15 protein-coding genes are annotated in these 25,447 nt (G+C 36.2%); 10 read left to right on the top strand and 5 right to left on the bottom strand.

The genetic code is table 11. The features are described from left to right. Positions 1–8: 8 nt before the first annotated feature. Positions 9–1,373, bottom strand: coding sequence for a glycoside hydrolase family 28 protein (locus tag R1X58_RS03980; protein ID WP_240572063.1), 1,365 nt, complete (start codon positions 1,371–1,373; stop codon positions 9–11). Positions 1,374–1,677: 304 nt separating this feature from the next. Between R1X58_RS03980 and R1X58_RS03975 the strand changes: the two genes are divergently transcribed. The 7 genes from R1X58_RS03975 to R1X58_RS03945 all read left to right on the top strand — a co-directional run bounded on the left by R1X58_RS03975 (position 1,678) and on the right by R1X58_RS03945 (position 12,196). Then, positions 1,678–4,788 (top strand): SusC/RagA family TonB-linked outer membrane protein, encoded by a 3,111-nt coding sequence (locus R1X58_RS03975; protein ID WP_240572062.1) that lies wholly within the window; start codon positions 1,678–1,680, stop codon positions 4,786–4,788. A gap of 18 nt (positions 4,789–4,806) precedes the next feature. Further along, complete coding sequence (locus R1X58_RS03970) at positions 4,807–6,327, top strand: RagB/SusD family nutrient uptake outer membrane protein (RefSeq protein ID WP_240572061.1); 1,521 nt, start codon at positions 4,807–4,809, stop codon at positions 6,325–6,327. Positions 6,328–6,472: 145 nt separating this feature from the next. Beyond that, positions 6,473–7,861: a sulfatase-like hydrolase/transferase gene (locus tag R1X58_RS03965; protein ID WP_240572060.1), complete on the top strand. Its 1,389-nt coding sequence runs from the start codon at positions 6,473–6,475 to the stop codon at positions 7,859–7,861. Positions 7,862–7,871: 10 nt separating this feature from the next. Next, complete coding sequence (locus R1X58_RS03960) at positions 7,872–8,882, top strand: family 43 glycosylhydrolase (protein WP_240572059.1); 1,011 nt, start codon at positions 7,872–7,874, stop codon at positions 8,880–8,882. A 9-nt stretch (positions 8,883–8,891) separates the two neighbouring features. Beyond that, positions 8,892–9,215 (top strand): L-rhamnose mutarotase, encoded by a 324-nt coding sequence (gene rhaM / locus R1X58_RS03955; RefSeq protein ID WP_240572058.1) that lies wholly within the window; start codon positions 8,892–8,894, stop codon positions 9,213–9,215. A 19-nt stretch (positions 9,216–9,234) separates the two neighbouring features. Beyond that, positions 9,235–11,661, top strand: coding sequence for a DUF4982 domain-containing protein (locus tag R1X58_RS03950; protein WP_240572057.1), 2,427 nt, complete (start codon positions 9,235–9,237; stop codon positions 11,659–11,661). 7 nt (positions 11,662–11,668) lie between these two features. Beyond that, the gene (locus tag R1X58_RS03945) at positions 11,669–12,196 is read left to right on the top strand and encodes a hypothetical protein (RefSeq protein ID WP_240572056.1); all 528 of its coding nucleotides are present in this window, start codon (positions 11,669–11,671) and stop codon (positions 12,194–12,196) included. Positions 12,197–12,247: 51 nt separating this feature from the next. Here R1X58_RS03945 and R1X58_RS03940 read toward each other — a convergent pair whose 3' ends face one another. From R1X58_RS03940 to R1X58_RS03925, 4 genes are all read right to left on the bottom strand, one after another. Further along, the gene (locus R1X58_RS03940; RefSeq protein WP_240572055.1) at positions 12,248–13,750 is read right to left on the bottom strand and encodes a rhamnogalacturonan acetylesterase; all 1,503 of its coding nucleotides are present in this window, start codon (positions 13,748–13,750) and stop codon (positions 12,248–12,250) included. Positions 13,751–13,760: 10 nt separating this feature from the next. Beyond that, positions 13,761–16,613, bottom strand: a complete 2,853-nt coding sequence (locus R1X58_RS03935; protein ID WP_240572054.1) for a glycoside hydrolase family 2 protein — start codon at positions 16,611–16,613, stop codon at positions 13,761–13,763. 127 nt (positions 16,614–16,740) lie between these two features. Then, positions 16,741–18,045 (bottom strand): rhamnogalacturonan acetylesterase, encoded by a 1,305-nt coding sequence (locus R1X58_RS03930; protein ID WP_240572053.1) that lies wholly within the window; start codon positions 18,043–18,045, stop codon positions 16,741–16,743. A gap of 74 nt (positions 18,046–18,119) precedes the next feature. Further along, positions 18,120–19,166, bottom strand: coding sequence for a GntR family transcriptional regulator (locus tag R1X58_RS03925; protein ID WP_240572052.1), 1,047 nt, complete (start codon positions 19,164–19,166; stop codon positions 18,120–18,122). A gap of 247 nt (positions 19,167–19,413) precedes the next feature. On the opposite strand from R1X58_RS03925, the gene R1X58_RS03920 reads away from it, so the two are divergent. Genes R1X58_RS03920 through R1X58_RS03910 form a run of 3 tightly spaced genes read left to right on the top strand, consistent with a single transcriptional unit; the run spans position 19,414 to position 25,435 of the window. After that, positions 19,414–20,898 carry a glycoside hydrolase family 28 protein gene (locus tag R1X58_RS03920; protein WP_240572051.1) on the top strand — a complete coding sequence of 495 codons (1,485 nt, stop codon included), beginning with the start codon at positions 19,414–19,416 and terminating at the stop codon, positions 20,896–20,898. Between the two features lie 33 nt (positions 20,899–20,931). Continuing rightward, positions 20,932–24,357 carry a DUF4450 domain-containing protein gene (locus R1X58_RS03915; RefSeq protein WP_240572050.1) on the top strand — a complete coding sequence of 1,142 codons (3,426 nt, stop codon included), beginning with the start codon at positions 20,932–20,934 and terminating at the stop codon, positions 24,355–24,357. 4 nt (positions 24,358–24,361) lie between these two features. After that, positions 24,362–25,435 carry a glycoside hydrolase family protein gene (locus R1X58_RS03910; protein ID WP_240572049.1) on the top strand — a complete coding sequence of 358 codons (1,074 nt, stop codon included), beginning with the start codon at positions 24,362–24,364 and terminating at the stop codon, positions 25,433–25,435. Positions 25,436–25,447: the final 12 nt, after the last annotated feature.

Genomic DNA, 25,447 nt, shown 5'->3' with positions numbered 1-25,447 from the left:
ATCAATTATTAGTTTTCCATGAAATTAATTACATTTTCATGTATGTGTTTCTCTTTTAGAATATTTTCTACCGAAACATTGTTTAAGAAAATATTCTCAATTGGAAGTTCAGCCTGACCAAATATTTTTGATAAATATTCGGTTTCTGTAGCCGATACATTTTTGAGATGCACGTCGCTAATAGGAGTTAGTTTCCTTTCTATGGTTGGAACTAAATCACGCCATTGATAGAGTACATCGGTTTCAATTCCTAAAACACCTTTTGAAATTTTACCGGCTTTAATGTTTTCAACAAAAACGTTTTTTACATAACCACCACGGCGTTCATTGGTTTTTATAAAGACTAAATGAAACATTTTAGCGCCATCATTTACGTTACAGTTGTCTACAAAAACATTCTCGATACCTCCAGAAAGTTCACTGCCTATGGCTACCAATTGATGTCCGTTTTTCATGGTGCAATTGCGCATAACAATGTTTTTTGAAGGTGTATTTAAGCGCCAGGCATCCTGATTTCTACCAGATTTAATCGCAATAGCATCGTCTCCTTGATCGAATACGCAGTTTTCAATTAATACGTTTTCACTCATTTCTGGGTCTACACCATCGTTATTATGTCCGTGAGCGTACACATTTAAATTTCTTATTACTACATCTTTTGAAAGATAAGGGTGAATGGTCCAAAACGGACTGTTTTCAATAGAAACACCTTCCAGTAAAATGTTTTCACTTCTATTGAATTGAATAAACTGCGGTCGGAAATGTGCGGTGTCATTTACCATTTGACGCTCCTCAACAGGCTTGTTATAAGACGCCAGATTGTAAAGTTGTTTTAAACTATTCATATGTGGCTCGGGACGAGGAAACCAGGTTTTCCAGACATCCATTTTAGCCTTTAACTTTCCCTCACCGGTAATGGCTATATTTTTACATTTATAAGCATAAATTAAAGGAGAATAATTATAACATTCCATACCTTCCCAAGTCGTATGAACCGCTGGAAGATAATCTTCAGGGGCTTCAGAAAATAATAAAACAGCATCTTTATTTAAATGCAGATTAACGTTGCTTTTTAAATGTATAGTTTTTGTTAACCATTCGCCTTTAGGAATAACTACAACGCCTCCTCCAATTTCATTAGCCTTACTTATAGCTTCAGAAATGGCTTTGGTGTTTATTTCTTTGTTGCCCTTAACAGCTCCGAAAGTTGTGATGTCAAATTGTTTGGAATGGTTAAAATCAGGGATTTCAATTGGAGGCATTGAAAACGGTGTTTCAACAATAACAGTTGTTGTTTGAATTTTATTATTGGGTTTGCTACATGAAACACATGAAATGAAAAGACTTATTAAAATACCCTTTAATATCTTCATAATTAGTGGTGTTTTTAGTTTAGTTGGATGTTAAAGGTATTTTTTAGGTTTATAAATAGTATCCTGTAGCGTCCTGTTTCTTTAAGTTTTTAGATTTAAAATAATTAAAGAAAATGCTTTTAAAATTATAGTTATTACTGGTGTTTACGGTGATTTATAGAATGGATCAATGATTCTTTTTGTAAAAATACAGGTAAGCACAGGATGCTTTAACAAGAATTTAAGATTTAATTTGGAGTGCCGGTTAGATGAAAAGAAGTGTTTTTTTTCATTAAACGAATTAAACAACTAAACTAAATAACATATGAAAAACAAATTAACTCATTTATTGAGTTTACTTGTGTTTACTCTTATGTATACAACAAGTTATGCTCAAGAAAAGACAGTTTCAGGAACTGTTACAGATCAATCCAACTTGCCACTTCCCGGAGTTAATGTCCTTGTAAAAGGAGCCAGTCGGGGAACCACTACAGACTTCGATGGGAATTTTAATATTTCTGTTTCTTCAGGAGAAACTCTGGTATTTTCTTATGTCGGGTTTAAAAGTGCCGAACAGGTTGTTGGAAGTGAAAGTGTGTATAATATATCATTAGAAACCGATAATGCTCAGCTTGATGAAGTTGTGGTTGTTGGATATGGTACGCAGAAAAAAACGAGTATTACCGGTGCAGTAGCTTCATTTTCAGCTGAGGGGTTAGATGAAAGACCTTTAGTTAGAATGGATCAGGCTTTAGTAGGTCAGTTGGCTGGGGTTCGCGTTAAACAAACCAGTGGTGTGCCAGGAGCAGGTTTTACGATTCAAGTAAGAGGATCCGGATCTATTAATGCTAGTAATGAACCTTTGTACGTTGTGGATGGGTTTCCTTTGGATACTGATGGTCAGCCATCAAATTTAAATCCTAATGATATTGAATCTATCCAGGTTTTAAAGGATGCATCTTCAACAGCTATTTATGGATCCAGAGGTTCAAATGGTGTTGTTTTAATTACTACTAAAAGAGGGAAATCAGGAAAGCCAAAAATTAGTTTTAATACCTATGCAGGATGGAATGAAACTGTAAAAAAATTAGATGTACTTTCTGCTGAAGAGTGGGTAGAGCGAGCCATAGAGCATCAAAATTATGCTTATGTTAGAAATTATGGAAATCAAGGAGCAACATCAAGTGATACTAACGACCAAAGACGTGCTATTTTAGGGTTAGGTCCAGATGATATTAATACTGCTTATATGTACGATGAACGTTGGTTAATGCCGGGACATCCTGGTCTTGATTATGTTGATTGGCAAGATCTTTATTTTAGAAAAGGATTAGTTCAAAGTTATCAGTTATCTGCAACGGGAGGAAACGATAAAGCACGTTATTATATATCAGGAGATTATTCAGATCAGGAAGGTATAGCTATTGGTGTGAATAATGAAAGATTTAATTTAAGGGCAAATGTTGAGGTTTCTCCTTCTGAAAATTTAAAATTTGGAATTAATTTAGCTCCTTCTTTCGGAACTATTGATGATCCAGGAGTTGAAGGAAAAGATGCAATTACTCATATTATTGTTGGGATGACCCCTGTTGTTGAATCTTCGGTAGGAGCTTTATACACTAATACAGGTGATTTCACTAGATATGCATGGGCTGGAAGTAGAGTGAGCCCTCTTGCAGAAGCGACGTTTAATAAAAGAACAACTAAGAGATTCAGAAATCTTGCTACAGTATTTTTAGAATATGAATTTTTAAAAGGTTTAAAGTATAAAGGAACCATAAATTCAGATCTTCAAATGAATACAACAAACAGGTTTACTCCATCCTGGATTACAAGAAATAGAACTGCTTCTGGTTCTAAAACGGGAGATACGAGAACATCTTTCGTTACAGAGCATACTTTAAATTATGTAAAGTCATTTGGAAACCATAACTTAAATGCTTTAGCAGGGTATTCTTATAATGAATTTAATTTTGAAGATTATTCTATTAGTGCTACTGGATTCCCATCAGATGATATCGAAACTTTAAATGTAGCATCTACAACAAGTGGATCAACCTCAAAAAGTAAAAACACTTTAATATCGTATTTTGGTAGGTTGCAGTACGATTATAATGAAAAATACTTCTTTCAGGCAACTTTAAGACGAGATGGATCTTCGAGATTTGGTGATAATACAAAATTTGGTACATTCCCTTCACTTTCTGCGGGATGGCGTATTACAGAGGAAGACTTTATGAAAGACAACGGCATTTTTAATGAGTTAAAGTTAAGAGGTAGCTGGGGACTTTCAGGAAATAATAATATTGGAAATTACGAATCTATTGCAAACTTAAGTAATACCAATTATAGTTTTGGAGGTTCATTTGCAAGTGGTCAATCACCATCAAATTTTGCAAACCCTGATTTAAGTTGGGAAAAATCAGAATCAATCAATATAGGTTTAGATATTGGATTATTTAATAGTAGAATTTTTACTTCATTAGAATATTATACGAAAAGAAATACTGATTTATTATTAAGCATTCCAGTACCAACATCAAGTGGTTTTGGCACGGCACTTACAAATATTGGAGAAGTGTTAAACAAAGGTTGGGAAGTTGAATTAACTACAAGAAATTTAGTAGGAGGTGATTTTACGTGGACAACAAGTGCCAATTTAAGTCATAACACCAACGAAGTAAAACAATTGGGGCCAAACAACACACCAATATTAGGTGGATCATGGGATATTACTCATAATATCTTAGAAGTAGGTAAGCCTATGTATACCTTATTCTTAGTTCAACAGGATGGATTGCTTACAACAGAAGATATTAATAATGGAGTACCTATGTATGGAAATCAGGAAGCTGGTGATCCTAAGTATGTAGATCAAAATGGAGATGGTGTTATTACAGCCGATGATAGAACCTATTCAGGACACCCGGATCCAAGTTATGTTTGGGGTATTACAAATACGTTTAAATACAAAGGATTTGATTTATCTGTGCAACTGCAGGGGCAATGGGGTGGTAAAATCTATTCAACATTTGGTCGTGCCATGTACAGAACGGGTATGGGAATACCAGATAATACTTTAGGGTTAGCCAGAGATCGCTATATCTGGCAGGAAGGAGCTATTGTAACTGAGGCAGATTTGGCAGGAAAAACTCGTAAGTCGCCTTCTAGTTTCGGAAGAATTAAAAATACCGATTGGCTTTATGATAACGATTACTGGAGAGTAAGAAACATTAGTTTGGGATATGATTTAGGTTCACAAATACAATCAGAGTTAATATCTGGGGCAAGAATATACTTCACTATGGAAAACTGGTTCGGAGGAGATAAGTATGATGGAGGATTTAACCCAGAAGCTGTGAACAATAGTGGAGACGACTATGGAGCGTTCCCGTTATCAAGATCTATCATCCTTGGTCTTAATCTTAACTTTTAGAAACAAAAAATTACACATATGAAAAAATATATATTACTAAGTCTTTTGTCAGTATTGGTATTTAGTGCTTGTGAAAGTGAGTTAGATCAGGCGCCTTTATCAAACAGAAGTGCTGCAGACTTTTATGAAAATGAAACAGATTTCGAACAAGCCATTGTAGGAGTTTACAATGCTATAAAATACCATTCTTCTGCTCAGTTTTATTTGTCAGAAGTGCGATCAGATAATGTTTACATCGCTGGATTAGCCGGGGTACGTGATTGGATTCCAGTAACTAATTTTTCCAGAACACTGGTAACGAATCCTATAGTTCGAGATGCGTGGAATGATCCTTATGTTGGAATACTTAGAGCAAATACAGTCTTAGGGCAATTAAACGATAATGTAGTTCCAGATCAAACAACAAGAGAAAGAATGGAAGGAGAAGTAAAGTTTTTAAGAGCTTTTTTCTATTTCGATTTAGTTAGATTTTTTGGAGGAGTTCCTTTAATTGATAAAATAATTACACCAAGCGAAGCTCTAGAAATTTCACGTGCTACCCCTCAGGAGGTATATGATTTAATTGTAGCAGATTTAGAAAGTGCGATTAGTTTATTACCAACAACTCCTCCGCAAGCAGGAAGACCATCCTCTGTAGTAGCTAAAGCTTTATTAGGAAAAGTGTATTTAACCATGTCAGGTCCAACTTATAGTATCGAAGGCCCAGGCTTGGGAGTAGATATGACGTCTCAGGCTTTAACGCTTTTTAATGATGTTATTTCAAGCGGACAATTTGGAGATGTAACGGATTATGCGACCATTTTTAATACAACGTCAGAGAATAATAAGGATATCGTTTTTGCAATTCAGAACATCAATGATGGTGTTGGTGGCGATAGAGGAATTGGAACCATTTTGCCAACGTTAATGTATCATGAAGCTTGGGCAAGAGTTCATTTACCATTTGCAGGTGGTAGCCCTAGTGATGGTATTGTTACACCTTCAAATGAATTATTAAATGCTTATGAAAGTGCCGATGTAAGAGATGATTATTCAATTTTAAGAAGCTGGGTAGACGATACAGGAGGCTTGAGTAACGATGCCATGATTGTTAAGTATTTAGATTTAGATGCAGATGATGAGCCGATAAGCTCTTTACTTCCTGTAGATCGTTTTAACTGGGGTGTCGATTTCCCTGTTATCCGTTACACCGATGTGTTAATGATGAAAGCAGAGATTCTTTTAAAAAGTGGTCCGAGTCAGCAAGTAGACGATATCGTAAACGATGTGAGAGCTAGGGCTGGATTAGGAACTGTTTCAAATGTTGATTTAGATGATCTTCTGGAAGAGAGAAGAAAAGAATTCTTTGGAGAAGGATTAAGATTTCATGATTTAGTTAGAACAGGTAAGGTGATAGATATAATCAATGCGTGGGAGGATGTTGATGATACAGCTGGAGTTATGAATCCAATGGAGGCTAACTTTATTATCTACCCTATAAACCAAAGTCAATTAGAAGTGAAACCAGGTTTGTATGAACAGAACCCAGGTTATAATTAAAGAGTTAGTTTGTTTAATATGTTTAAAGGCGCTGCAGTTTATTATTGTGGCGCTTTTTTATTTTACAGTATAGCACAGGATACTATTTAGTTTCCAATAAAATATCTTTATTGTCCAACTAACTTTTTAAACATAATTAATATTCATGAGTATTAGGTTATTACCATTTGCCTTACTGAGTTGCGCTTTTCTTTTGTTTACCTCTTGTAAAAACAAATCAGATCAAAAGGAGATTATAGAGAAAACGGATAAAGGACTTAACATTTTAGTCATTATCGCCGATGATGCTGGGTGGAACGACGTCGGGTATAACGGCTCTGAAATCCATACACCTAATATTGATAGTTTGGCTAATAAAGGAGTAAAACTTAACAGATTTTATGCCAACCCAACCTGTTCGCCATCACGCGTATCGTTGTTAACAGGAATGCCTTCCAGTCGTATTGGTATTGTTGCTCCTATTAGCGGCAAAAGCAATAAAACCCTGCCCGATTCGATTACGACTTTACCTCAGGCTTTAAAAAGGAAAAATTATCAGAATGCTCTATTCGGAAAATGGCATTTAGGTTTAGATATTTCTAACGGACCAAATGCTTTTGGTTTCGATTATTCTTATGGGTTTTTACATGGGCAAATCGATCAATACACACACCGTTATAAAAACGGAGATGCCAGTTGGTATCGAAACGATAAAATGATTGAAGAAGAAGGTCACACCACCGATTTAGTGACTAAAGAAGCCATCGAGTGGTTGACCAAAAAACGAGATACAGCTAAGAATTTCTACATACAATTGGCTTATAGTGCACCGCATTTTCCCTTACAGGAAGAAGAAAAATGGAAGCAACCTTATTACAAAACCATAAAAGATAGTAGTCGCGTGGACTTTGCTGCTGCCATGACACATATGGATGATGCCATTGGGAAGGTTCTGGAAACCTTAAAAGTACAACATCTGGAAGAAAATACATTGGTGCTTTTTATAAGTGATAACGGCGCTATGGAAAACTGGTATCCAACCTTTCAGTATGACGGAAAGTTTAATAAAGGCAACGATGTTTTAGGAAGCAATTTCCCATTGCGTGATTGGAAAACTTCAAATTACGAAGGCGCCATTCGTGTACCTGCGATAGCTTGTTTTAAAGGGAAGTTACAGCCTGAAGAGAATTCAAATTATATAGCGATTAGTGATGTTATGCCAACAGTTTTAAGTATGATAGGAGAAGACATTCCACAGTATGTAGAAGGTAAAAATGTTTGGCCGTCTATTGAAAATAGTGAAGTTGAAACTATTCACGATATTTATGTACGAGGTCATATTCAGGAAAGTTTAATTCATAAGCCTTGGAAAATGATTAGAAATCGTCATAAAGATGGTTCACCGGCTATATATCAACTTTATAATATTGAAACTGACCCTGAAGAAAAACATAATTTGATAGATGAGGAAAATGAAATTGCTGAAACGATGAAAGAGTTGCTTCAAAACCAGTTTAAAAAAGACGACAAGACGGTAAACGTCGAACTAAAATAGATTCTTATTCATGAAATTCAAATTACTTTACTTCATTCTATTGTTAATTCTTTTTTCAGCATGTAGAACTCAAAAAGCGAAAACAAATCAAACCAACATCGCCGATAAACCCTTATATCGAGACCCGGTTTTTGATGGTGCAGCCGATCCTTCTATTTTATGGAATGAAAATGATAAAGTTTGGTACATGTATTATACCAATCGTCGTGCAAAAGATTCAACGCTAAGCGGCGTGGCTTGGGTACACGGTACTAAAATTGGTATAGCCGAATCTAAAGATGGTGCCCACTGGACGTACAAAGGTACTTGCAATATCGATTACGACATTGAAAACGTGACCCATTGGGCACCCGATGTTTTAGAGCATGATGGCGTTTATCACATGTATTTAACCATTGTTCCGGGTATTTTTGAAGGCTGGTATCATCCGCGTTACATTGTGCATTTAACTAGTCAAAACATGGTAGACTGGGCATTTCAGTCTAAGTTGGAACTGGCTTCCGAACGTTGCATCGATGCCGATGTTTTTCAATTGCCAAACGGGACCTGGCGTATGTATTATAATAATGAGAATGATGGAAAATCGATTTATTATGCCGATAGTGACGATTTATACCATTGGGTAGACAGCGGTAAAAAAGTTGTTAAAGATCGGGGAGAAGGGCCAAATGTTTTCCGTTGGAAAGACAAAAACTGGATGGTTAATGATGCCTGGCGTGGTCTGGGTGTGTATTGGTCTGATGATTTTGAGCAATGGAACCGCCAAAAAAATAATATTTTACAAGTTCCGGGAACCGGAGCAGATGATAAAGTTATAGGAGGACACCCCGATATTGTGGTGAGTGGCGATAAGGCGTATGTGTTTTATTTTACCCATCCCGGTCGTACGCCTGAAAATAAAGGAAAAGACTCGTATAACACCAGACGGACTTCTATTCAAGTGGCTGAATTAAAATATGTAGATGGTGAAATTGTTTGCAATCGTAATCAACCTGTTCAGATTAATTTAAATATTAGATAGTCAATTAAAATGAAAAAAACCATTAGAAATGCCTTCAAAATGAAATTGAAACCGGGTTTTGAAGCCGAATATAAAAAGCGTCATGATGAGATTTGGCCGGAACTTTCAGAGTTACTTTCAGAGACAGGAATTGAGGATTACAGTATTTTTTTAGATGAAGAAACCTTAACCCTTTTTGCGGTTCAAAAAATTAGTGAAGATTTCGATCACGATTTGTTACCTAATCACCCTATTGTAAAAAAGTGGTGGGCATATATGGCGGACATAATGGATACAAATCCTGATAATTCTCCGGTAGCCATAGCATTAAAAGAAGTTTTTCATTTAGATTAGTAGTTTTAAATAATTTCTCATGCGTTTCTCATATTTCATTTTTTCATTCGTTACTTTATTTACACTTCAATTTTCCGGTCAAAATAGAAAGGTAATAGATTTAAAAGAAGACTGGAAATTCTCTAAAGGAAATATTCAAGCAGCTTCTCAAAAAGGCTTCGACGATACGAAATGGGAAACGGTAAATGTTCCGCACGACTGGGCAATTTACGGTCCGTTTGATAAGGAAATCGATAAGCAAACTGTTGCTATTGAACAAAACGGAGAAAAAATACCAACAGAAAAAACCGGTCGCACAGGAGCTTTACCGTATATAGGTGATGGCTGGTATCGCAAAACATTCAAACTTTCCGATGTTAATGAAAATCAAAAAGTATTATTAACTTTTGATGGAGCTATGAGTCAGCCTAAAGTTTATGTGAACGGCAAGAAAGTAGGTGAGTGGAATTATGGCTATAATTATTTTTATTTCGATATCACAGATGTTCTTGAAGAAGATAATGTTTTAGCCGTGCATTTATCAAATCAGGGTGAATCTTCCCGGTGGTATCCAGGAGCTGGATTGTACAGAAAAGTACAACTGATTGTAAAAAATAAAGAAAGCATCAATCATTGGGGAACGTTTATCACGACACCTTTGGTTTTTGAAGATGTTGCTAAAGTAAATGTGAAAACCAATGTAACAGGAAGCGATTTAAAGTTAGTGACGACTGTTTTTGATGCCGATGGAAATCAGGTGGTTTCAAATCAAACAATCACTTTGTTTGATAATCAATTTGAACAAAACATTCCGGTAAGCAATCCTAAATTATGGAGTCCGGAGTCACCATATTTGTACACGGCTGTTTTAAAGTTGTATAAGGATGAAAAGTTAATCGATGAGGTGTCGACTAAATTTGGTATTCGAACCATGGCTTACGAAGCGAATAAAGGCTTTAGTTTAAATGGTAAAGTCCGAAAGTTTAAGGGTGTTTGTCTGCATCATGATTTAGGCCCTCTTGGAGCAGCAATAAATAGATCAGCTTTGCGAAGACAACTTCGTATTTTAAAAGATATGGGGGTTGATGCCATTAGAAGTTCGCATAATATGCCGTCGCTGGAACAATTGGAATTATGTGATGAAATGGGCTTTATGTTTTTAGCTGAAAGTTTTGACGAATGGGCTAAAGCAAAAGTGAAAAATGGCTATCATCAGTTTTTTGAAGCTGATGTGGAGAAGGATTTAGTAAACTTGATTCATGCCACGCGTAATCATCCGTGTATTGTGATGTGGAGTTCAGGAAACGAAGTACCTGATCAGTTTGGTGCCGAAGGTGTAAAACGCGCGAAGCGCTTACAGGATATTTTTCATCGCGAAGATCCTACACGTCCGGTAACCGTTGGTATGGATCGCGTTGCACAAACCATGAAATCTGGTTTTGGAGCTTTGTTGGATGTGCCAGGATTAAACTATCGTCTGCATTTGTATGAAGAAGCTTTTGAGATGTTTCCACAAGGATTTATTTTGGGGTCTGAAACGGCTTCAACTGTGAGTTCAAGAGGGGTTTATAAGTTTCCGGTTGAAAAGGCAAGCATGAAACAATACAACGATTTTCAATGTTCATCTTACGATTTAGAATACTGTAGCTGGTCTAATGTTCCGGATGACGATTTTGTGCTTCAGGATGATAAACCCTGGGTCATCGGGGAGTTTGTTTGGACAGGTTTTGATTATTTAGGAGAGCCAACACCTTACGATGATAAATGGCCGTCGCGAAGTTCGTATTTCGGAATTAATGATTTGGCAGGACTACCTAAAGACCGTTTTTATTTATACCGTAGCCGATGGAATACAGAAGATGAAACCCTTCATGTTTTACCCCACTGGAACTGGGAAGGACGCGAAGGCGAAACCACTCCGGTATTTGTGTACACGAGTTATAACAGCGCCGAATTATTTGTAAACGGAAAAAGCATGGGGATTCAGAAAAAAAATAATGAAACCCCTCAAAACCGTTACCGTTTAATGTGGATGGATGTTAATTATGAACCAGGAACACTTAAAGTTGTGGCTTTCGATGATCATGGAAATCTATCTGAAGAAAAGGAGATTCATACAGCAGGAACTGCTTATAAAATAGTTCTGGAACCAGAAGAACAAAAGATAAAAGCTAATGGTGAAGATTTAGCTTTTGTTAGAGTTTCTGTAGTTGATAAAAACGGAATTCCTTGCCCTACAGCTACTAATCAATTAGAATTTAAAGTATCAGGAAAAGGAACTTATCACGCCGCTTGTAATGGTGATGCCACTTCGCTAGAGTTATTCCATTTACCTACAATGAAGCTGTTTAGTGGTAAATTAGTAGTACTTGTGCAAACCACGAAAGAAGCTGGAGATATTAAGTTAAAAGTGAGTGGTAAGGGATTGAAAACAGGACATGTAACTATACAATCTGTAATTCCGTAATTAAAAAATGAAGTATTTATTCTATTTTTTATTTCTTTTTTGTTTGAGTAATATTTATGCTCAGAGTGACTCTTTCAAGATTGAATGTTTTGAAAAGATGGAGGAAAATGATAATAGTTTAGATTCTGTAATTGTAAGGATATGTAAATTTCGCAATCATCTGTTTAAATCAATTGGAGAGCCTGATTATAAAGGTCGTTATTCTTATCAATATGAATTGTTTAGGATTGATAAGAAAGATACTTTGAGAGTTAATAATTTGAGTTTTTTTAATGAAAATAGTCTGGAATTAGAACAGTTATTAAATGATAAACTTAAAACTGAATTTCAAGCAGATTCTGAAATTTTCGAGCTTAAGAGTTGTTTAGAGCAAATTAATTTTCGGTATTTTAAATTAAACGAATTCGGAATATCGTTTTTAGATGATAATCACATGCAATTTATTATCAATTATGGGGTTGGAGGCGCATGTTTTAATATGAATTTAGGAATGGTAATTATGTCAATCAGGGAGGTTGAAAAGTATATAAAATAAAATGCTCCGATATAATCGAAGCATTTTTATTACTTGTGAAATTAAAATAGATTATTCAAAATAAATATAACTTCTTAATCCAAGGGTTCTAGATTTTTTAAAGAGTTCAGCTACGGTTTTAGCTGTAAATGTAGCGCCTTCCAAATTAGTGTGAGTATGGTCTTGAGGGAAAAAAGTTTTTACATACCCTTTTCCTAAAGCTTCGTATTTTGTGGCTACAATATCATTTAAATCGAAAAACGGTACATGTTCAGCTTCAGCAACTTCTTTAGCCCATTTTACATAGCTATCGGTACGCCTTTCAGCTTTACCGTTTGGCCATTCGTTACGTGGTGTTAGGCTTAAAATAATTGGTTTCGCACCTTTTTCCCGGGTGTCTTTAATCATCTTTTTTAAATACCAACCGTAGGTATGTACGGTTTCAAGTCCGGTGCTGTCTCGCATTACTTCCTGTGTTTCGTCTCCAATACCTTTTAAAGACCCTCTAAATTTCTTTTTATCAATATTTCCGGCATCATTATGTCCAAATTGAATAACAACATAATCACCTTCCTGAAATTCACTTTTTGCAGAATCCCATAGACCTTCGTAAATAAACGTTCTTGTGCTTCGTCCGCCACGCGCTTTGTTAATCACATTGACTTGCGTTGTATCGCAAAATTGCAGAAAAGGCACGCCCCAACCAATGGTATTCGGGTTGCTGCTGCTTGCCATAGTAGAATCTCCAATTAAGAAGATGTTTTTCTTTTTTGGAAGAACAACCTTAACATCACTAAGGATATAATTTTTGATGGAATTATCGGTTTGTTTTAATTCATTAATAATGATGGAAGCTGCCATGGCGGCTCCTCTTGCCGAAGGATGGGTATGGTCGCGTTTGTAGAAATAAGTTCCTGTCACTTTATTTTCGCCAAAACCTTCAAGCTTTTTAGCCATTTTTTCATTTAAATTAATGAATGTAGCTCCTGTTTTTTCTGCAATTTGTTTTGCCCATAAGCCATAAGACTTGTCGTTTCTAGGTACTTTACCATTATGCCAGTCATTTCTTGGAATTGGTGACATGATTATAGGAATAGCTCCTTTAGCTTGCGTTTCCTTAACCACTTTTTCTATATACCAGCCGTAAGAGTGAACAATTTCATGTTCTCCGGTAATCATATTGGTTATTTCTTCGGTTTCATCACCAATACCTTTTATAGTTCCACGGGCTCTAATGGTGTCATTAACGGGACCGTTATCATTATGTCCGAACTGAATCATCACATAATCGCCACGTTTCAGTTGTTTTTGAACAGAATCCCAAAGACCTAAATTTTGAAAAGTACGGCTACTGGTTCCTCCTAAGGCATGGTTTTCAACGTTAACTTTAGTGCTGTCTAAAAACTGACCAATAAAATCGCCCCAACCCCAAAGGCCGCCAGAGCCATCACCGCGACCATTTTTTACTGTAGAATCTCCAACGGTATAAACAGTAGGTTTTATATTGTTTTGCTGTGCACAAGAGGTTAGTGAGATGCACAGGCATAATAGTGTTAATAACTTAATTTTTTTCATTATGTTTTATTTAGTTGTCGGATCTAAAATCGAACCATAAAGTCATTGGAATCCCTTCGTCGCCACTTTTTATTCTAATATTGGTTGGCTGACTTTCAGGTCCCTGTTGTTCTAGAGGTTTAAAAGCACGCATTCCCGGGATTTCATACATAAATGAAATGTTTCCTGCCGGGAATTTCGGTTGCGGGGATACTTGAGAAACCGCATGTTTTGGTAAATCAGGTGTGAATAATCTGAAAAAGAGTTTATCATTTTCACTAAAGAATTTATAATCACCATGATTGGTTTTAAGGTTTCCACCAATGAAATTCGCATGGTAACCTTTAAATTCGGGATATACCAGGTTTTCAAAACTTTCACCTGTAACAGTGGTGTTGTAATCTTTCTCCCAAAGTCCCATAGTGGTTCCTTTAATTCGGTTTTTCCAAACGTGGTAAGGACCATTACCCATCCATTTCATACTTTCAACACCTTCTTCAGGAAAATCGAAAGAAACGCCAAACTGGTCGATAGCTCCTTCAAAAAAAGCACCATCGAAACCGCTGTTTCTTCCTGCATTTTTAAGGAATATGAAATCTAATTTTAAACGTCCATCGTTAAACAATGTCCAGGTTGCAGTTTCAATTCCGCCGGCATATTTAAAAATACAAATAGCAGCGTCTTTAGTTTGATTTATAGACGCGTCTTCAACTTCAGCTTTCATACCAATAGGTTTTGGTCCGTTTTTAAATGGCACATCACCTTTTTTATTTTTAATACTGATAATTTGTCCGGTTTTAGCATCGAGTTTCAGTGAAAGTTCTTTACTTGATAAAGTGATTTCGGTGCTTGTTTTTTCAGCTTTAGCTTCCTTTTTAATATCATTTTTTACAATGAGCTTGTTGGCTAAATACGATGCTTTGTGAATTGGCCACGACCAGGTGTAAATGTCTCGGCCATGTTTGTCGGTTGCTGAAATTTCCAGCCAATCGCCTTCAAAAAAGTTTGTTGGTAAATCAAAATGAAGGGTTCTGGTTTCTCCTGGTGCTATACTTTCAATGTTTATTGGTTTTGAAGCTATAACTTCAGATTTATTACTGGTGTATAAAATGTTGTTATTCACTTTTAAAACACGATACTCTAACTTGCAGGTGTTTAGGTTTGTGTAGATATAATCGTTAGTCACCAAGAAAGAACCGTCGAATTTTTGAGTAATCTGTTTTGGTGAAAATTGAATAGGAGACCAAACCTCTTTTACGGTAAAGAAACTCCCTTCTTTTTCTCGGTGAGGCCCTAAAACACCATCGGCAGCTAAATTTCCTTTAGAATCAAATTTTTGGTCTCCTGCCCAGTCGGTGCGTAAAACGGCTTCATCGAGCATAGCCCACATGAAACCTCCTGCGAATAACGGACTTTGTTTGTAGCGTGTCCAGAAATCTTCCAGTCCGGCACCAATACCGTTGTCGTAAGTACCATGCATAAATTCGGTTGGAAAAAATACATTTTCACCATTATTAAAGCGGTGCATTCCCGTTAAATATGTTGGGTAGTGATGTGTATCCCAACCACCGAAATCAGACCAAGGGTGAATAACGATACGTTTTTGAGGGTCGTATTCATGGAAAACATAATCAATCGCGGTGTTCCAACCACCTTCGTTACCATGATCCCAGATAATTACAGAAGGATGATTAACATCGCGCTGAACAGTTTCTTTTATAAGTTGCGTTCCGGTTTTGGTATCGTAACCATTTTGCCATCCGGCAACTTCGTTTAACACAAATAAACCAAGCGAATCACAAACTTCAAGGAAATGCGTGTCCGGGGGATAATGCCCGCGAACGGCATTCATATTCATGTCTTTAATTAAGTTCACATCTAAAATGCTAATGGCTTTATCGGTGCTTCGGCCAGATTCCGGCCAAATGGTATGGCGGTTAATGCCCTTCATGATAATCTTTTTGCCATTAACGTAAATACCGTCTTTTTTAAGAAATTCCAAAGTTCTGAAACCGATTTTGGTTTTTGAAGTATGAAGAGTTTTTCCACTGACTTTCAACTCCAAAGTTAAGGTGTACATGTTAGGCGATTCCGGATCCCACGTTTTTACATTATCCCACTTTGCTGAAATAGTTTGATGGTTGTTATCATTTTTCAGCGGAATTGAAATGGTTTTGAAAGATTCATCACTTCCAATCGGGCTTATTGACGCTTCAATTTTAGCGTTCTTCGGAAGATTAATAAGATCTAAATCCGCGTTAAGCGAACCATCCATTTTAGCATCAACAGCAACGTGTTCAATATACGATTTTGGAGAAACTTCTAACCAAACCGGTCTGTAAATACCGCCAAATAACCACCAGTCGGTTTTGCGTTCTGCGTTATTAACCGAATTATTGCTGGAGTGTTTAGACACATGAACTTCTAGCAAGTTGTCTGCACCATATTTTACCAGTGACGTGATATCGTATTTAAACTCATAAAACCCACCTTGGTGAATATCTCCAGCCGATGTTCCGTTAATTTTAACTTCGGTATCGGTCATGGCGCCACCAAAAACAATAGTTATATTCTGATTTTTATACGTTTCAGGAATACTGAACGTGTATTTGTAAAAGCCTTCTTCTTTGCTTGGTTCGTCTTGTTCTAGTTCTTTATACCAGCGGCCATAAGTGTATTCGCCAAAACCTTCCAGTTCCCAGTTTGAAGGCACATTCATAGTAGTCCAGTTGTTACTATTATGCCCATCGGTACACATAAACTCCCATTTTACAGGGTGTTTAAAATCTGTTCCTGAAAGGTAGATTTTTTGGGTTTCCTGTGCGTGACCGCAGAAAGCGATTGCAAATAGAGTAAAAAGTTTGTGTAAGGTATTTATTCTCATTTTGTTTAGTGGCGTTGATATTTTGTTAGCGTTTTTAAATAAAACGCATCTTGTAAATGTACTTTATACATTTATGAGAACTATCCTGCGGTATCATGTTTAAAATGCAGGATCATTTTAGTTTTATTTAATTGCCATCTGGTTTTTCAATCTCAAATCGGGTACTCATCGGCAAAGTCCAATTGCTAATCAGGTCAGGGGTTTTAGGGTTATACTCTGGAATATTAGGTCTTAGGAATTTTACCAAATCTAAGTTTAAATCTTTAATGCCCTGAACCACACATTTCGCAATTTCATTAGCGCCAAAACTATTAAAATGGGTATTATCTTGCAACTTTTTAGATTGCCCCGGAAAAGTATTGGCAGGATACTGCACAAAAGCATGTCTAGAAGATTCATCACCCCATGCTTCATACATATCTGTTGTCATTTTGGTAATATCAATAAGAGGAACGTTCAAATTTTTAGCAACTTTTCGCATGGCATGTGGAAAATGGCCATGTGTTTCTTTTAAAGACCCATCTGTGTTGAATGCTCTGCGCTGAGTTGGTGTACATAAAATAGGAATGCCGCCTTTTTCATGGGTTTTGGTAATGTATTCTTTTAAGTAGTTGGAATACGATTGCCATGGACCAATACCTTCTCCTTTTTGTTTTTCATCGTTATGTGCAAATTCTATAAACAGATAATCGCCCGGTTTCATAAGAGATAAAATTTTATCTAAACGTTTTACACCTTTAAAGCCGCTTAAAGTAGAACCCGACTCTGCATAGTTAGCAATAACGGCTTGGTCAGAAACGTAGTTTGTGAAAAATTGTCCCCATGATGCCCAAGGTTCTACATCCTGATCTGTTACTGTAGAATCACCTGCAAGGAAAATAGTCGTAATATTAGGGACAGAAGTAATGTTTAGACTTTGAATAGCTGGAGAACCAGAAAATTCCAAGGTTAATTTATCATCCCAGTTTAGTTGATTTTTATCACGGTCTTTAATGCGTATGGAGTTATGTTCATCTATTTTAGGTGTTCTTACATTTACCATAAAGGAATAATGAATAGTGTCTTTTTTGTTGATTTTGGATTCTTTTAGCATTAATCGTCTAGATTCTGCTTTTACAGTAGTTTCAGAGCATTTTTTATCGCCTAAAACCAAATCGATTTTATAAAATCCTTCGGGTAGTTTTACCGAAAAGTAAACAGAACTTTTAGAAGTTATAGCTTGCTTAGTAAATTTAATATTTTCGTCTGTGTCAAAATCAAAACCATAACCAGTCGTTTCAGCGTAAGCAATGGCTTCAGTTATGTTTATTGTGTTTAAAGCTTTGCTATTTGTTCCGAAGTTAAAAGACTTATTGAGATTAGATTGTGCAGTAACATAAAGTGTTGTTACTAAAAACAGAAGGTTTAGTAAGTTAGTTTTGTGGTGAATCATTAAAAATATTTTTTGACTAAAATATTAGTCTTATCGTAAAGATCCATCATGTACTATTCTGAAAACGAATCTTTTTAGACAGAATTTCGTTCAATATATTCAAAAACGTTTTTTACTTTTTCCTTTTTATCATTCAAAACAAGATAAGCAGCTGTCTCTCCCATAGCTTTAAAATGCGTGCTAACCACATTAATTCCTAAAAGATCTTTAAGCGGCGTATCGTTGTAAGAAATAATGCCTATATCTTCACCTAAAGTTAGATTTTTGGCTCGTACCTGACGTACTAAATTTACTAAGTCGTGCTCTTCAATAATGATGTAGGTATCTCGACTATCCAAATCCATATCATCATAAATTTCATTTAAAATCTCAAAATCAAAATTAAACTTCGAACAGAATTTTCTAAAGCCATGAACAATACGTTGTGGATAGGGATACACCGATTTTGAAGGGTATACCAATACGAGTTTATCGTATTTCTTTAATTTATCGACTCCTTTTTTTAAGGCTTCGTAAATATCCTCCTGAAAATCCTGATAAACGGCGCCGTAATTACCTTTAATTTCCAGTTTGTTGTTGTCTAAAATAATAAGCTTGTCTTTTGGCACCTTGTTTAAAACATCCTGAACCATATTGGTAGCACTAATGTGGTTAGAATCATCTGTTTTAAAGTGAGGCATGATCACATAATAATCGTAAGCACCAAGGTTACGCTCCAGGGTTTTAGCAAAGATGGTTTCTTCACAGTGGTAGACCGACAAGGTAACAATACTGTTCATGCCTAGGCTGTTTACAAAAGAATTGTATATCATCATTTTGTATGAGCTTAGTTTGTTAATCATGAAGAAGATTTGCTTTTTAGAAATCAAATCTGTTTTTGCGGTGTAATAGCCTTTTCCCTTTACGGAGATAATAACCTTTTGTTCTTTTAGTTGTTTATAGGCTTTCTCGACGGTATCGCGAGATAGATAGCAGGATTCACTAAGTTCATTGATAGAAGGGATTTTTTCTCCAACTTTTAATTTACCCTTTGAAATATCATTAATAATGGAATCGACAATTTGCTTGTACTTTGGTACACGAGACGATTCATTAATTTTTATTTCAATTTGTTGAGACATAAAATGAATTGCTATAAATTAAAACTCTGTTTGAAAGGGTTGATAGCAAAATTAGCATAAAAATATAATTGAAGTAGTGTTCTGCCGGGTTTTTTAAGGATTTACAAGGTTTTGTGTTTATATATTATGAAGTTCAAAAAGATAGTAAATCATAAGTTATAAAATATGCAAGAATAATTTCGTGTAAGTACAGGACACTAAACTTTTTGTAATCGATTATATTTACGTTTCACAACTTAACTAAACTATGAACCACATTACACTTAAAGGGCTTATTTTATTAAGCATCTTCACTATTTCCTGTCGTCAAAATGAAACATCTGAAAATAAGGAATTAACGTCTTCAGAAAGCTTTATTCCTGATTGGATAAATAAGGTAGGAGCCACATCTTTTGAGAATAAAAAGGAACTATTTTATGTTAATGATTATGGGGCAATTAATGATGGCGAAACACTAAACACTCAAGCCATCCAAAAAACTATTGATGCTTGTGCTCAAGCCGGTGGAGGTATAGTAACGTTTAAACCCGGTGAATACTTATCTGGTTCTGTTTTTATTAAAAGTGGAATAGATTTTATCGTACCAAAAGGTGCTATCATAAAAGGAAGCGAAAATATTAAGGATTACAAAGAAATTGATACGCGTGTAGCTGGTATTGAAATGGTCTGGCCGGCAGCTTTAATCAATATTGAAAATGAGAGTAATGTTGTTCTTGGAGGTGAAGGTGTTATCGATGGACAAGGAAAAGTGTTCTGGGATTACTACTGGGATTTAAGAAAAAATGATTACGAACCCCGAGGGCTAAGATGGATAGTCGATTACGATGCCAAACGCCCGCGAACTGTATTGGTTCAAAATTCTAAAAATGTATTTGTAAAAGATTTGAATTTACAACGCGCCGGATTCTGGACGGTTCAGGTGTTGTATTCTGAATATATTACCGTTGATGGATTGAAAATTAGAAATAATATCGGAGGTCATGGCCCAAGTACCGATGGCATTGATATCGATTCGTCAAAATGGATTTTAGTGCAGAATTGTGATATTGATTGTAATGATGATAATTTTTGTTTAAAAGCAGGTCGCGACTGGGACGGACAACGTGTTAATAAGCCAACCGAATATGTAGTGATTAAAGATTGTATTGCCCGACAAGGAGCCGGATTGTTTACTTTAGGTAGTGAAACCTCAGGAAGTATCCGTCATGTATATGTTTCCAACATAAAAGGTTTGGGAACAAAGAATGGATTGAATATTAAGTCGGCAACTAATAGAGGTGGTACTGTTGAAGATATTTATTTAGAGCATATTAAAATGGATAGTGTTCGTACCTTTATGCAAGTAGGTATGAACTGGAATCCTAATTACAGCTATTCAAAATTACCTGAAGGATTCAATAAGGATTCGATACCAGAGCACTGGAAAAAAATGTTAGAAAAAGTAGATCCGGAAAAAGGAATACCAACTTTTAGAAATATTACTTTAAATGATATTCATGTTGAGGGTGCAGGAACTGCAATCAACGTTAATGGTTTAGACCAGTCAGTAATTGATAATATCACCTTGAATAATGTATTTATTCAGGCACAAAAGGCAGGCAAAATTAGTTACAGTTCGAATTGGACAATTAATAACGTGAAAATTATGGCTGATGGAGGGGCGCATATTGAATTAGAAAATACGACAAGCATAGATTTACCACCTTCGGTTTATCAGGCAAATCAGGAATAATTTCAACTAAACCAAAACCAGGTAAGACATTAAATGAATGTATTCAAATCTAAAATAATCCATATTGGTTTATGTTTTTTTGTTGGTGTATTAAGTCAATTATCAGCTCAAGAAAATAGTAGTTACCAATCAACCTCAAGAAAAATTCACTATCTCCCTGAAGGTGAAAATTTCATCTTAAAAAATGGAACCAGAAAATTTAACAGGGCCCTCTATGGAACCAACACAGGTTTTAGGGTAGAGGCAGGCGATTTGCCGGAGTTTGCCATGTATATGCCAGGTATGGGAGGTAATTTTAGATTAGGAATTATTTCAGAAACATCCGGTAAGTGGCTTACCGAAAGCGATTTTATTGTTTCAAAATATATTCCGGGCACTATGATTTATGAAGTTCGAGATGAATGGCTTCATAATGGAATAATTAAATTAGAAGTTGCTGCTCATGCGGAAAATGAAGGCATGTTGCTTAAAGTTGAAACTGAAAATATTCCTGAAAGCATACAATTGGTTTGGGCATTTGGAGGAGCAACTGGAAAAAAGTTTCATCGTGATGGCGATATAGGAGCCGATCCTGAATATGTATTTTATATGCATCCGGAGTATTGCATTAATAATCAGTATGAATTTAAAGATGATGCTTTTTTATTGCATTACGGTTCTGAAAGCAACAAGCAGAAAACGGGTAATAACAGAACAATTACAGGTTATTTTCCAGAGTCAGAAGTAAAACTTGTTGAGGCCAATTTAAGCGCAAATCCTAAAGAGTTATGGCAATCTTCAGTAAAAGAATTACCGGTTATTGTTGGTCGCATGCCTTTAAAAAAGAGCAATACTTTATATTGGAAACTGGAGAATGATTCGGTAATAACCAAAACAAGCCAAAAACAAATTGCAACAGCTTTTATTGAAGCTTTAAATAAAGTTGAACAGTTACGTTCGCGAGTAATTTTAAAAACGCCGGATCCATTCATTAACACCCTTGGCGGGGCTTTAGCAGTTGCAGCTGACGGTATTTGGGAAGCTCCAGCCTATTTGCACGGCGCAGTGGCCTGGCGTATGCATTTAAATGCCTGGCGGGGTGCTTATGTAGCGAATCCGTTGGGGTGGCACGATCGAGCGAAATTACATTTTGAAAGCTATGGAAATTCGCAGGTTTTAGAGCCGGAAACAGGTCCTGTGGTCCTAGATAGTTCCAGAAATTTCGCCAGACAAAAAGAGGTATTGGGCACAGCGATGTTCAGTCGCGGTTATATAAGTCGTAGACCAAATAATAATACCATAGCACACCATTACGATATGAATTCGGTGTTTATAAATCAGTTGTTACGCGGTTATCAATGGACGGGCGATTTAGATTTTATGAGGAAAATGTGGCAGGTAGTTCAGCGTCATTTGGCTTGGGAAAAACGAAATTTTGATGCCGATGGCGACGGACTTTACGATGCCTATGCCACAATTTGGGCAAGCGATGCTTTGCAATATATGGGCGGCGGCGTTACGTATGCATCGGCTTATAATTATTCGGCAAATTTGTTGGCGGCGAGTATTGCCAAACTTTTAGGAGAAGATGAAACCGCTTATATCACTGAAGCAAAGCATATAAAACAGGCGATAGATAAAAAGTTATGGGTTTCTGAAAAGGGCGTTTTTGCCGAATATAAAGATTTATTAGGAAATCAATTGCTTCATGATTATCCGGGTATCTGGACCATTTATCATGGTTTAGATGAAGGTATTGCCAATGAGTTTCAGTCTTACCAATCCTTGCGTTATATCGATACTGAAATTCCGCATATTCCCGTAAAAGCTGAAGGCTTACCCCAAACCGATTTAGAATTGATTTCAACTACCAATTGGCAACCATATACGTGGTCTGTTAACAATGTGGCTTTGGCGGAAAATTTACATGCTGCATTAGCATATTGGCAGGGAGGAAGATATGAAGAAGCATATAAGCTTTGGGAAAGTGCCTTAATTGAAAGCATGTATCTTGGGGCTTCACCAGGTGGATTTCAACAATTATCGTATTACGATGCTATTCGAGGTGAATTATATCGCGATTTTGCTGATCCTATAGGTATGGCAGCACGTTCGTTAGTGGAAGGCTTGTTTGGAATAAATCCTGACGCTATTCAAAATACCCTGTTTATAAAACCGGGACTTCCAAAGTCTTGGGATAATGCGTCTTTACAAATTCCGGATATCAGTATAGATTTTGAGAAAAAAGATGAGGTCTCTGAGTTTAAAATCGATTCCAAGTTTGTTAAAGAAATGAAATTGAATTTGGAAGTTAATGTTTATAACTCAGGTGTAGAATATGTTGAAATTAATGGAGAGAAGCTTGATTGGAAATTTAATGAAAATGCTATTGGAACACCTAAATTAATCATTGAAAGTCCGCACCAAAAAAGTTATCACATAAAAATTAAATGGAAATTAGGTACTTTGGAACAACCTGTTTTTGAGTTCTCAGGAAAGCAGGGTGATATTAAATTGTTTAAAACTGAAACAGTAGAAATCCTTCAGATATTTAATCCGCAGCAGGCCATTTCAGAAGTGAGTAAAAGTCAACATCAGTTAAAGTTTAAAATTGAATCAGAAGAAGGCAATATAACTTTATTTGTTCAATTAAAACAAAACGACCTCGTTTGGTGGCAACCTGTTCATTTGAATGTTTCTAAGAATGAAACTGAATCCAGATTCCAGAATTGGGATGAAAAATTTTCTAAAGACACCAATTTTGAAACGATAGATTTACAGAGTGTTTTCAACAGCAAAGTGACTGATGTTTTTGAGGAGAAATATTTAAGTCCACGACCTACATCGCCTACGTTACAGTTACCAACACAGGGTATAGGTAATTGGTGTTATCCGTACATAAAACCGGAAATTGATGATTCAGGTTTGCGTAAAAATGCAGGCGAAAACAACACGATTATTAGTCCGCAAAATATTCCGTTTAAAACGCCTTCCGAATCAAAACTTAACAATATTGCTTTTGTGTCTCAATGGGATAATTTTCCAAAACACATTGAAATTCCGCTTAGCGGACAAGCTTCTCATGCCTATTTTATGATGGCCGGAACCACCAACCCGATGCAAAGCCGATTTACAAATGGAGAAGTGATTGTAAATTATACCGATGGCACTTCGGAAACTCTTCCTTTAAAAAATCCTGAAAATTGGTGGCCTATTGAGCAGGATTATTTTGTAGATGGATTAGCTTTTACAACCGATGCGCCTAAGCCTCCGCGAGTGTATTTTAAAACCGGAGATATAACCAGTGATTTTAAAGATTTTACCCCAATAAAGGGGTTTAGTGATTATGGAGTAGATGGCGGGGCAGGAACCATTTTAGATTTTCCTTTAGATGATTCTAAGACTTTAAAAAGCTTAGAATTGAAAGCTGTTGCCAACGATGTTGTTATTGGGTTAATGAGTGTCACTTTAATACGTTAATAGAATGAAAAGGAAGGAGTTTATAGCGACAGGTATTTTAGCGTCTTTAGGAAGTTGCCTTACTGCGTTTGGAGATGATTTAAAATGGTTGAATCAGGAACCCAAATTATCAGATTTTGAAAAGCGTTTGTCTCCGGTTGGCAGAGCCTTAGAGTTCGAAGATTATTACGTTTGGTGCAACAGCCCTATTGAAGCACCAGACGGTAAAATTCATGTGTTTTTTTCTCGATGGCCAAAAGCTAAAAGTATGAGCGGCTGGACACATGCGTCGGAAATTGCACATGCGGTCGCCGATAAACCAGAAGGGCCGTATACGTATGTAAGTACGGTTTTAGCCCCACGTGGCGAAGGATTTTGGGATGCTACAACGTGCCATAACCCTAGTGTTCATTTTGTAGATGGTAAGTATGCCCTTTTTTTTATGGGGAATTCTAATGGAAAGTTAGATACTCAACGCATTGGTTTGGCTACTGCCGATTCGCTTTATGGACCCTGGAAAAGACCAGATGAACCGCTTTTGTTGCCTGGAAAGGAAGGTGAGTGGGATGACCATTGTACTACCAATCCATCATTTTTTAAACATCCAAATGGAGAATATTGGCTATATTATAAATCTTTTGATACGGAAGGCTATATTCATCCTAAGTTTAAAATTAGAGGCAACAGAAAATATGGATTAGCCATTTCTAAATCGCTTGAAGGACCTTATGAGAAATATGAAGGAAATCCAGTTATAGATTTTCATACTATGGGCAATAATGAACAATGCGAAGATGCTTTTACTTGGTATGATGGAAATATGTTTCATATGCTGGCTCGAGATTTAGGTGTGTATGGTATTGATAAGGGACTTTATATGAGTTCTCGAGATGGAAAAGTTTGGTCTGAACCTGAAATTGGCTATCAGGAATTAAGTAAATATATTCAGCAACCACCAGCTCCAAAACATTTAAATCGTTATGGAAGGGCTGAGCGTCCGCAAGTATTATTTCAAAATGGGAAACCAACTTATTTGTTTACGGCTTCACAGGGCGGGAAATATGAAACAGCTTCAGCTTTTATTTTTAAAATCAACTAAACTAAAATATAA

The sequence above is a fragment of the Aestuariibaculum lutulentum genome, from assembly GCF_032926325.1.
Taxonomy (GTDB): Bacteria; Bacteroidota; Bacteroidia; order Flavobacteriales; family Flavobacteriaceae; genus Aestuariibaculum; species Aestuariibaculum lutulentum.
The sequence above is the reverse complement of the archived record's forward strand: the minus strand, read 5'-3'. Positions and strand labels throughout refer to the sequence as shown.

What these genes read in the sequence shown, in the direction of transcription:
- R1X58_RS03980 (WP_240572063.1), bottom strand. Translation starts at nt 1,373, where the DNA reads ATGAAGATATTAAAGGGTATTTTAATAAGTCTTTTCATTTCATGTGTT.
- R1X58_RS03975 (WP_240572062.1), top strand. Translation starts at nt 1,678, where the DNA reads ATGAAAAACAAATTAACTCATTTATTGAGTTTACTTGTGTTTACTCTT.
- R1X58_RS03970 (WP_240572061.1), top strand. Translation starts at nt 4,807, where the DNA reads ATGAAAAAATATATATTACTAAGTCTTTTGTCAGTATTGGTATTTAGT.
- R1X58_RS03965 (WP_240572060.1), top strand. Translation starts at nt 6,473, where the DNA reads ATGAGTATTAGGTTATTACCATTTGCCTTACTGAGTTGCGCTTTTCTT.
- R1X58_RS03960 (WP_240572059.1), top strand. Translation starts at nt 7,872, where the DNA reads ATGAAATTCAAATTACTTTACTTCATTCTATTGTTAATTCTTTTTTCA.
- rhaM (WP_240572058.1), top strand. Translation starts at nt 8,892, where the DNA reads ATGAAAAAAACCATTAGAAATGCCTTCAAAATGAAATTGAAACCGGGT.
- R1X58_RS03950 (WP_240572057.1), top strand. Translation starts at nt 9,235, where the DNA reads ATGCGTTTCTCATATTTCATTTTTTCATTCGTTACTTTATTTACACTT.
- R1X58_RS03945 (WP_240572056.1), top strand. Translation starts at nt 11,669, where the DNA reads ATGAAGTATTTATTCTATTTTTTATTTCTTTTTTGTTTGAGTAATATT.
- R1X58_RS03940 (WP_240572055.1), bottom strand. Translation starts at nt 13,750, where the DNA reads ATGAAAAAAATTAAGTTATTAACACTATTATGCCTGTGCATCTCACTA.
- R1X58_RS03935 (WP_240572054.1), bottom strand. Translation starts at nt 16,613, where the DNA reads ATGAGAATAAATACCTTACACAAACTTTTTACTCTATTTGCAATCGCT.
- R1X58_RS03930 (WP_240572053.1), bottom strand. Translation starts at nt 18,045, where the DNA reads ATGATTCACCACAAAACTAACTTACTAAACCTTCTGTTTTTAGTAACA.
- R1X58_RS03925 (WP_240572052.1), bottom strand. Translation starts at nt 19,166, where the DNA reads ATGTCTCAACAAATTGAAATAAAAATTAATGAATCGTCTCGTGTACCA.
- R1X58_RS03920 (WP_240572051.1), top strand. Translation starts at nt 19,414, where the DNA reads ATGAACCACATTACACTTAAAGGGCTTATTTTATTAAGCATCTTCACT.
- R1X58_RS03915 (WP_240572050.1), top strand. Translation starts at nt 20,932, where the DNA reads ATGAATGTATTCAAATCTAAAATAATCCATATTGGTTTATGTTTTTTT.
- R1X58_RS03910 (WP_240572049.1), top strand. Translation starts at nt 24,362, where the DNA reads ATGAAAAGGAAGGAGTTTATAGCGACAGGTATTTTAGCGTCTTTAGGA.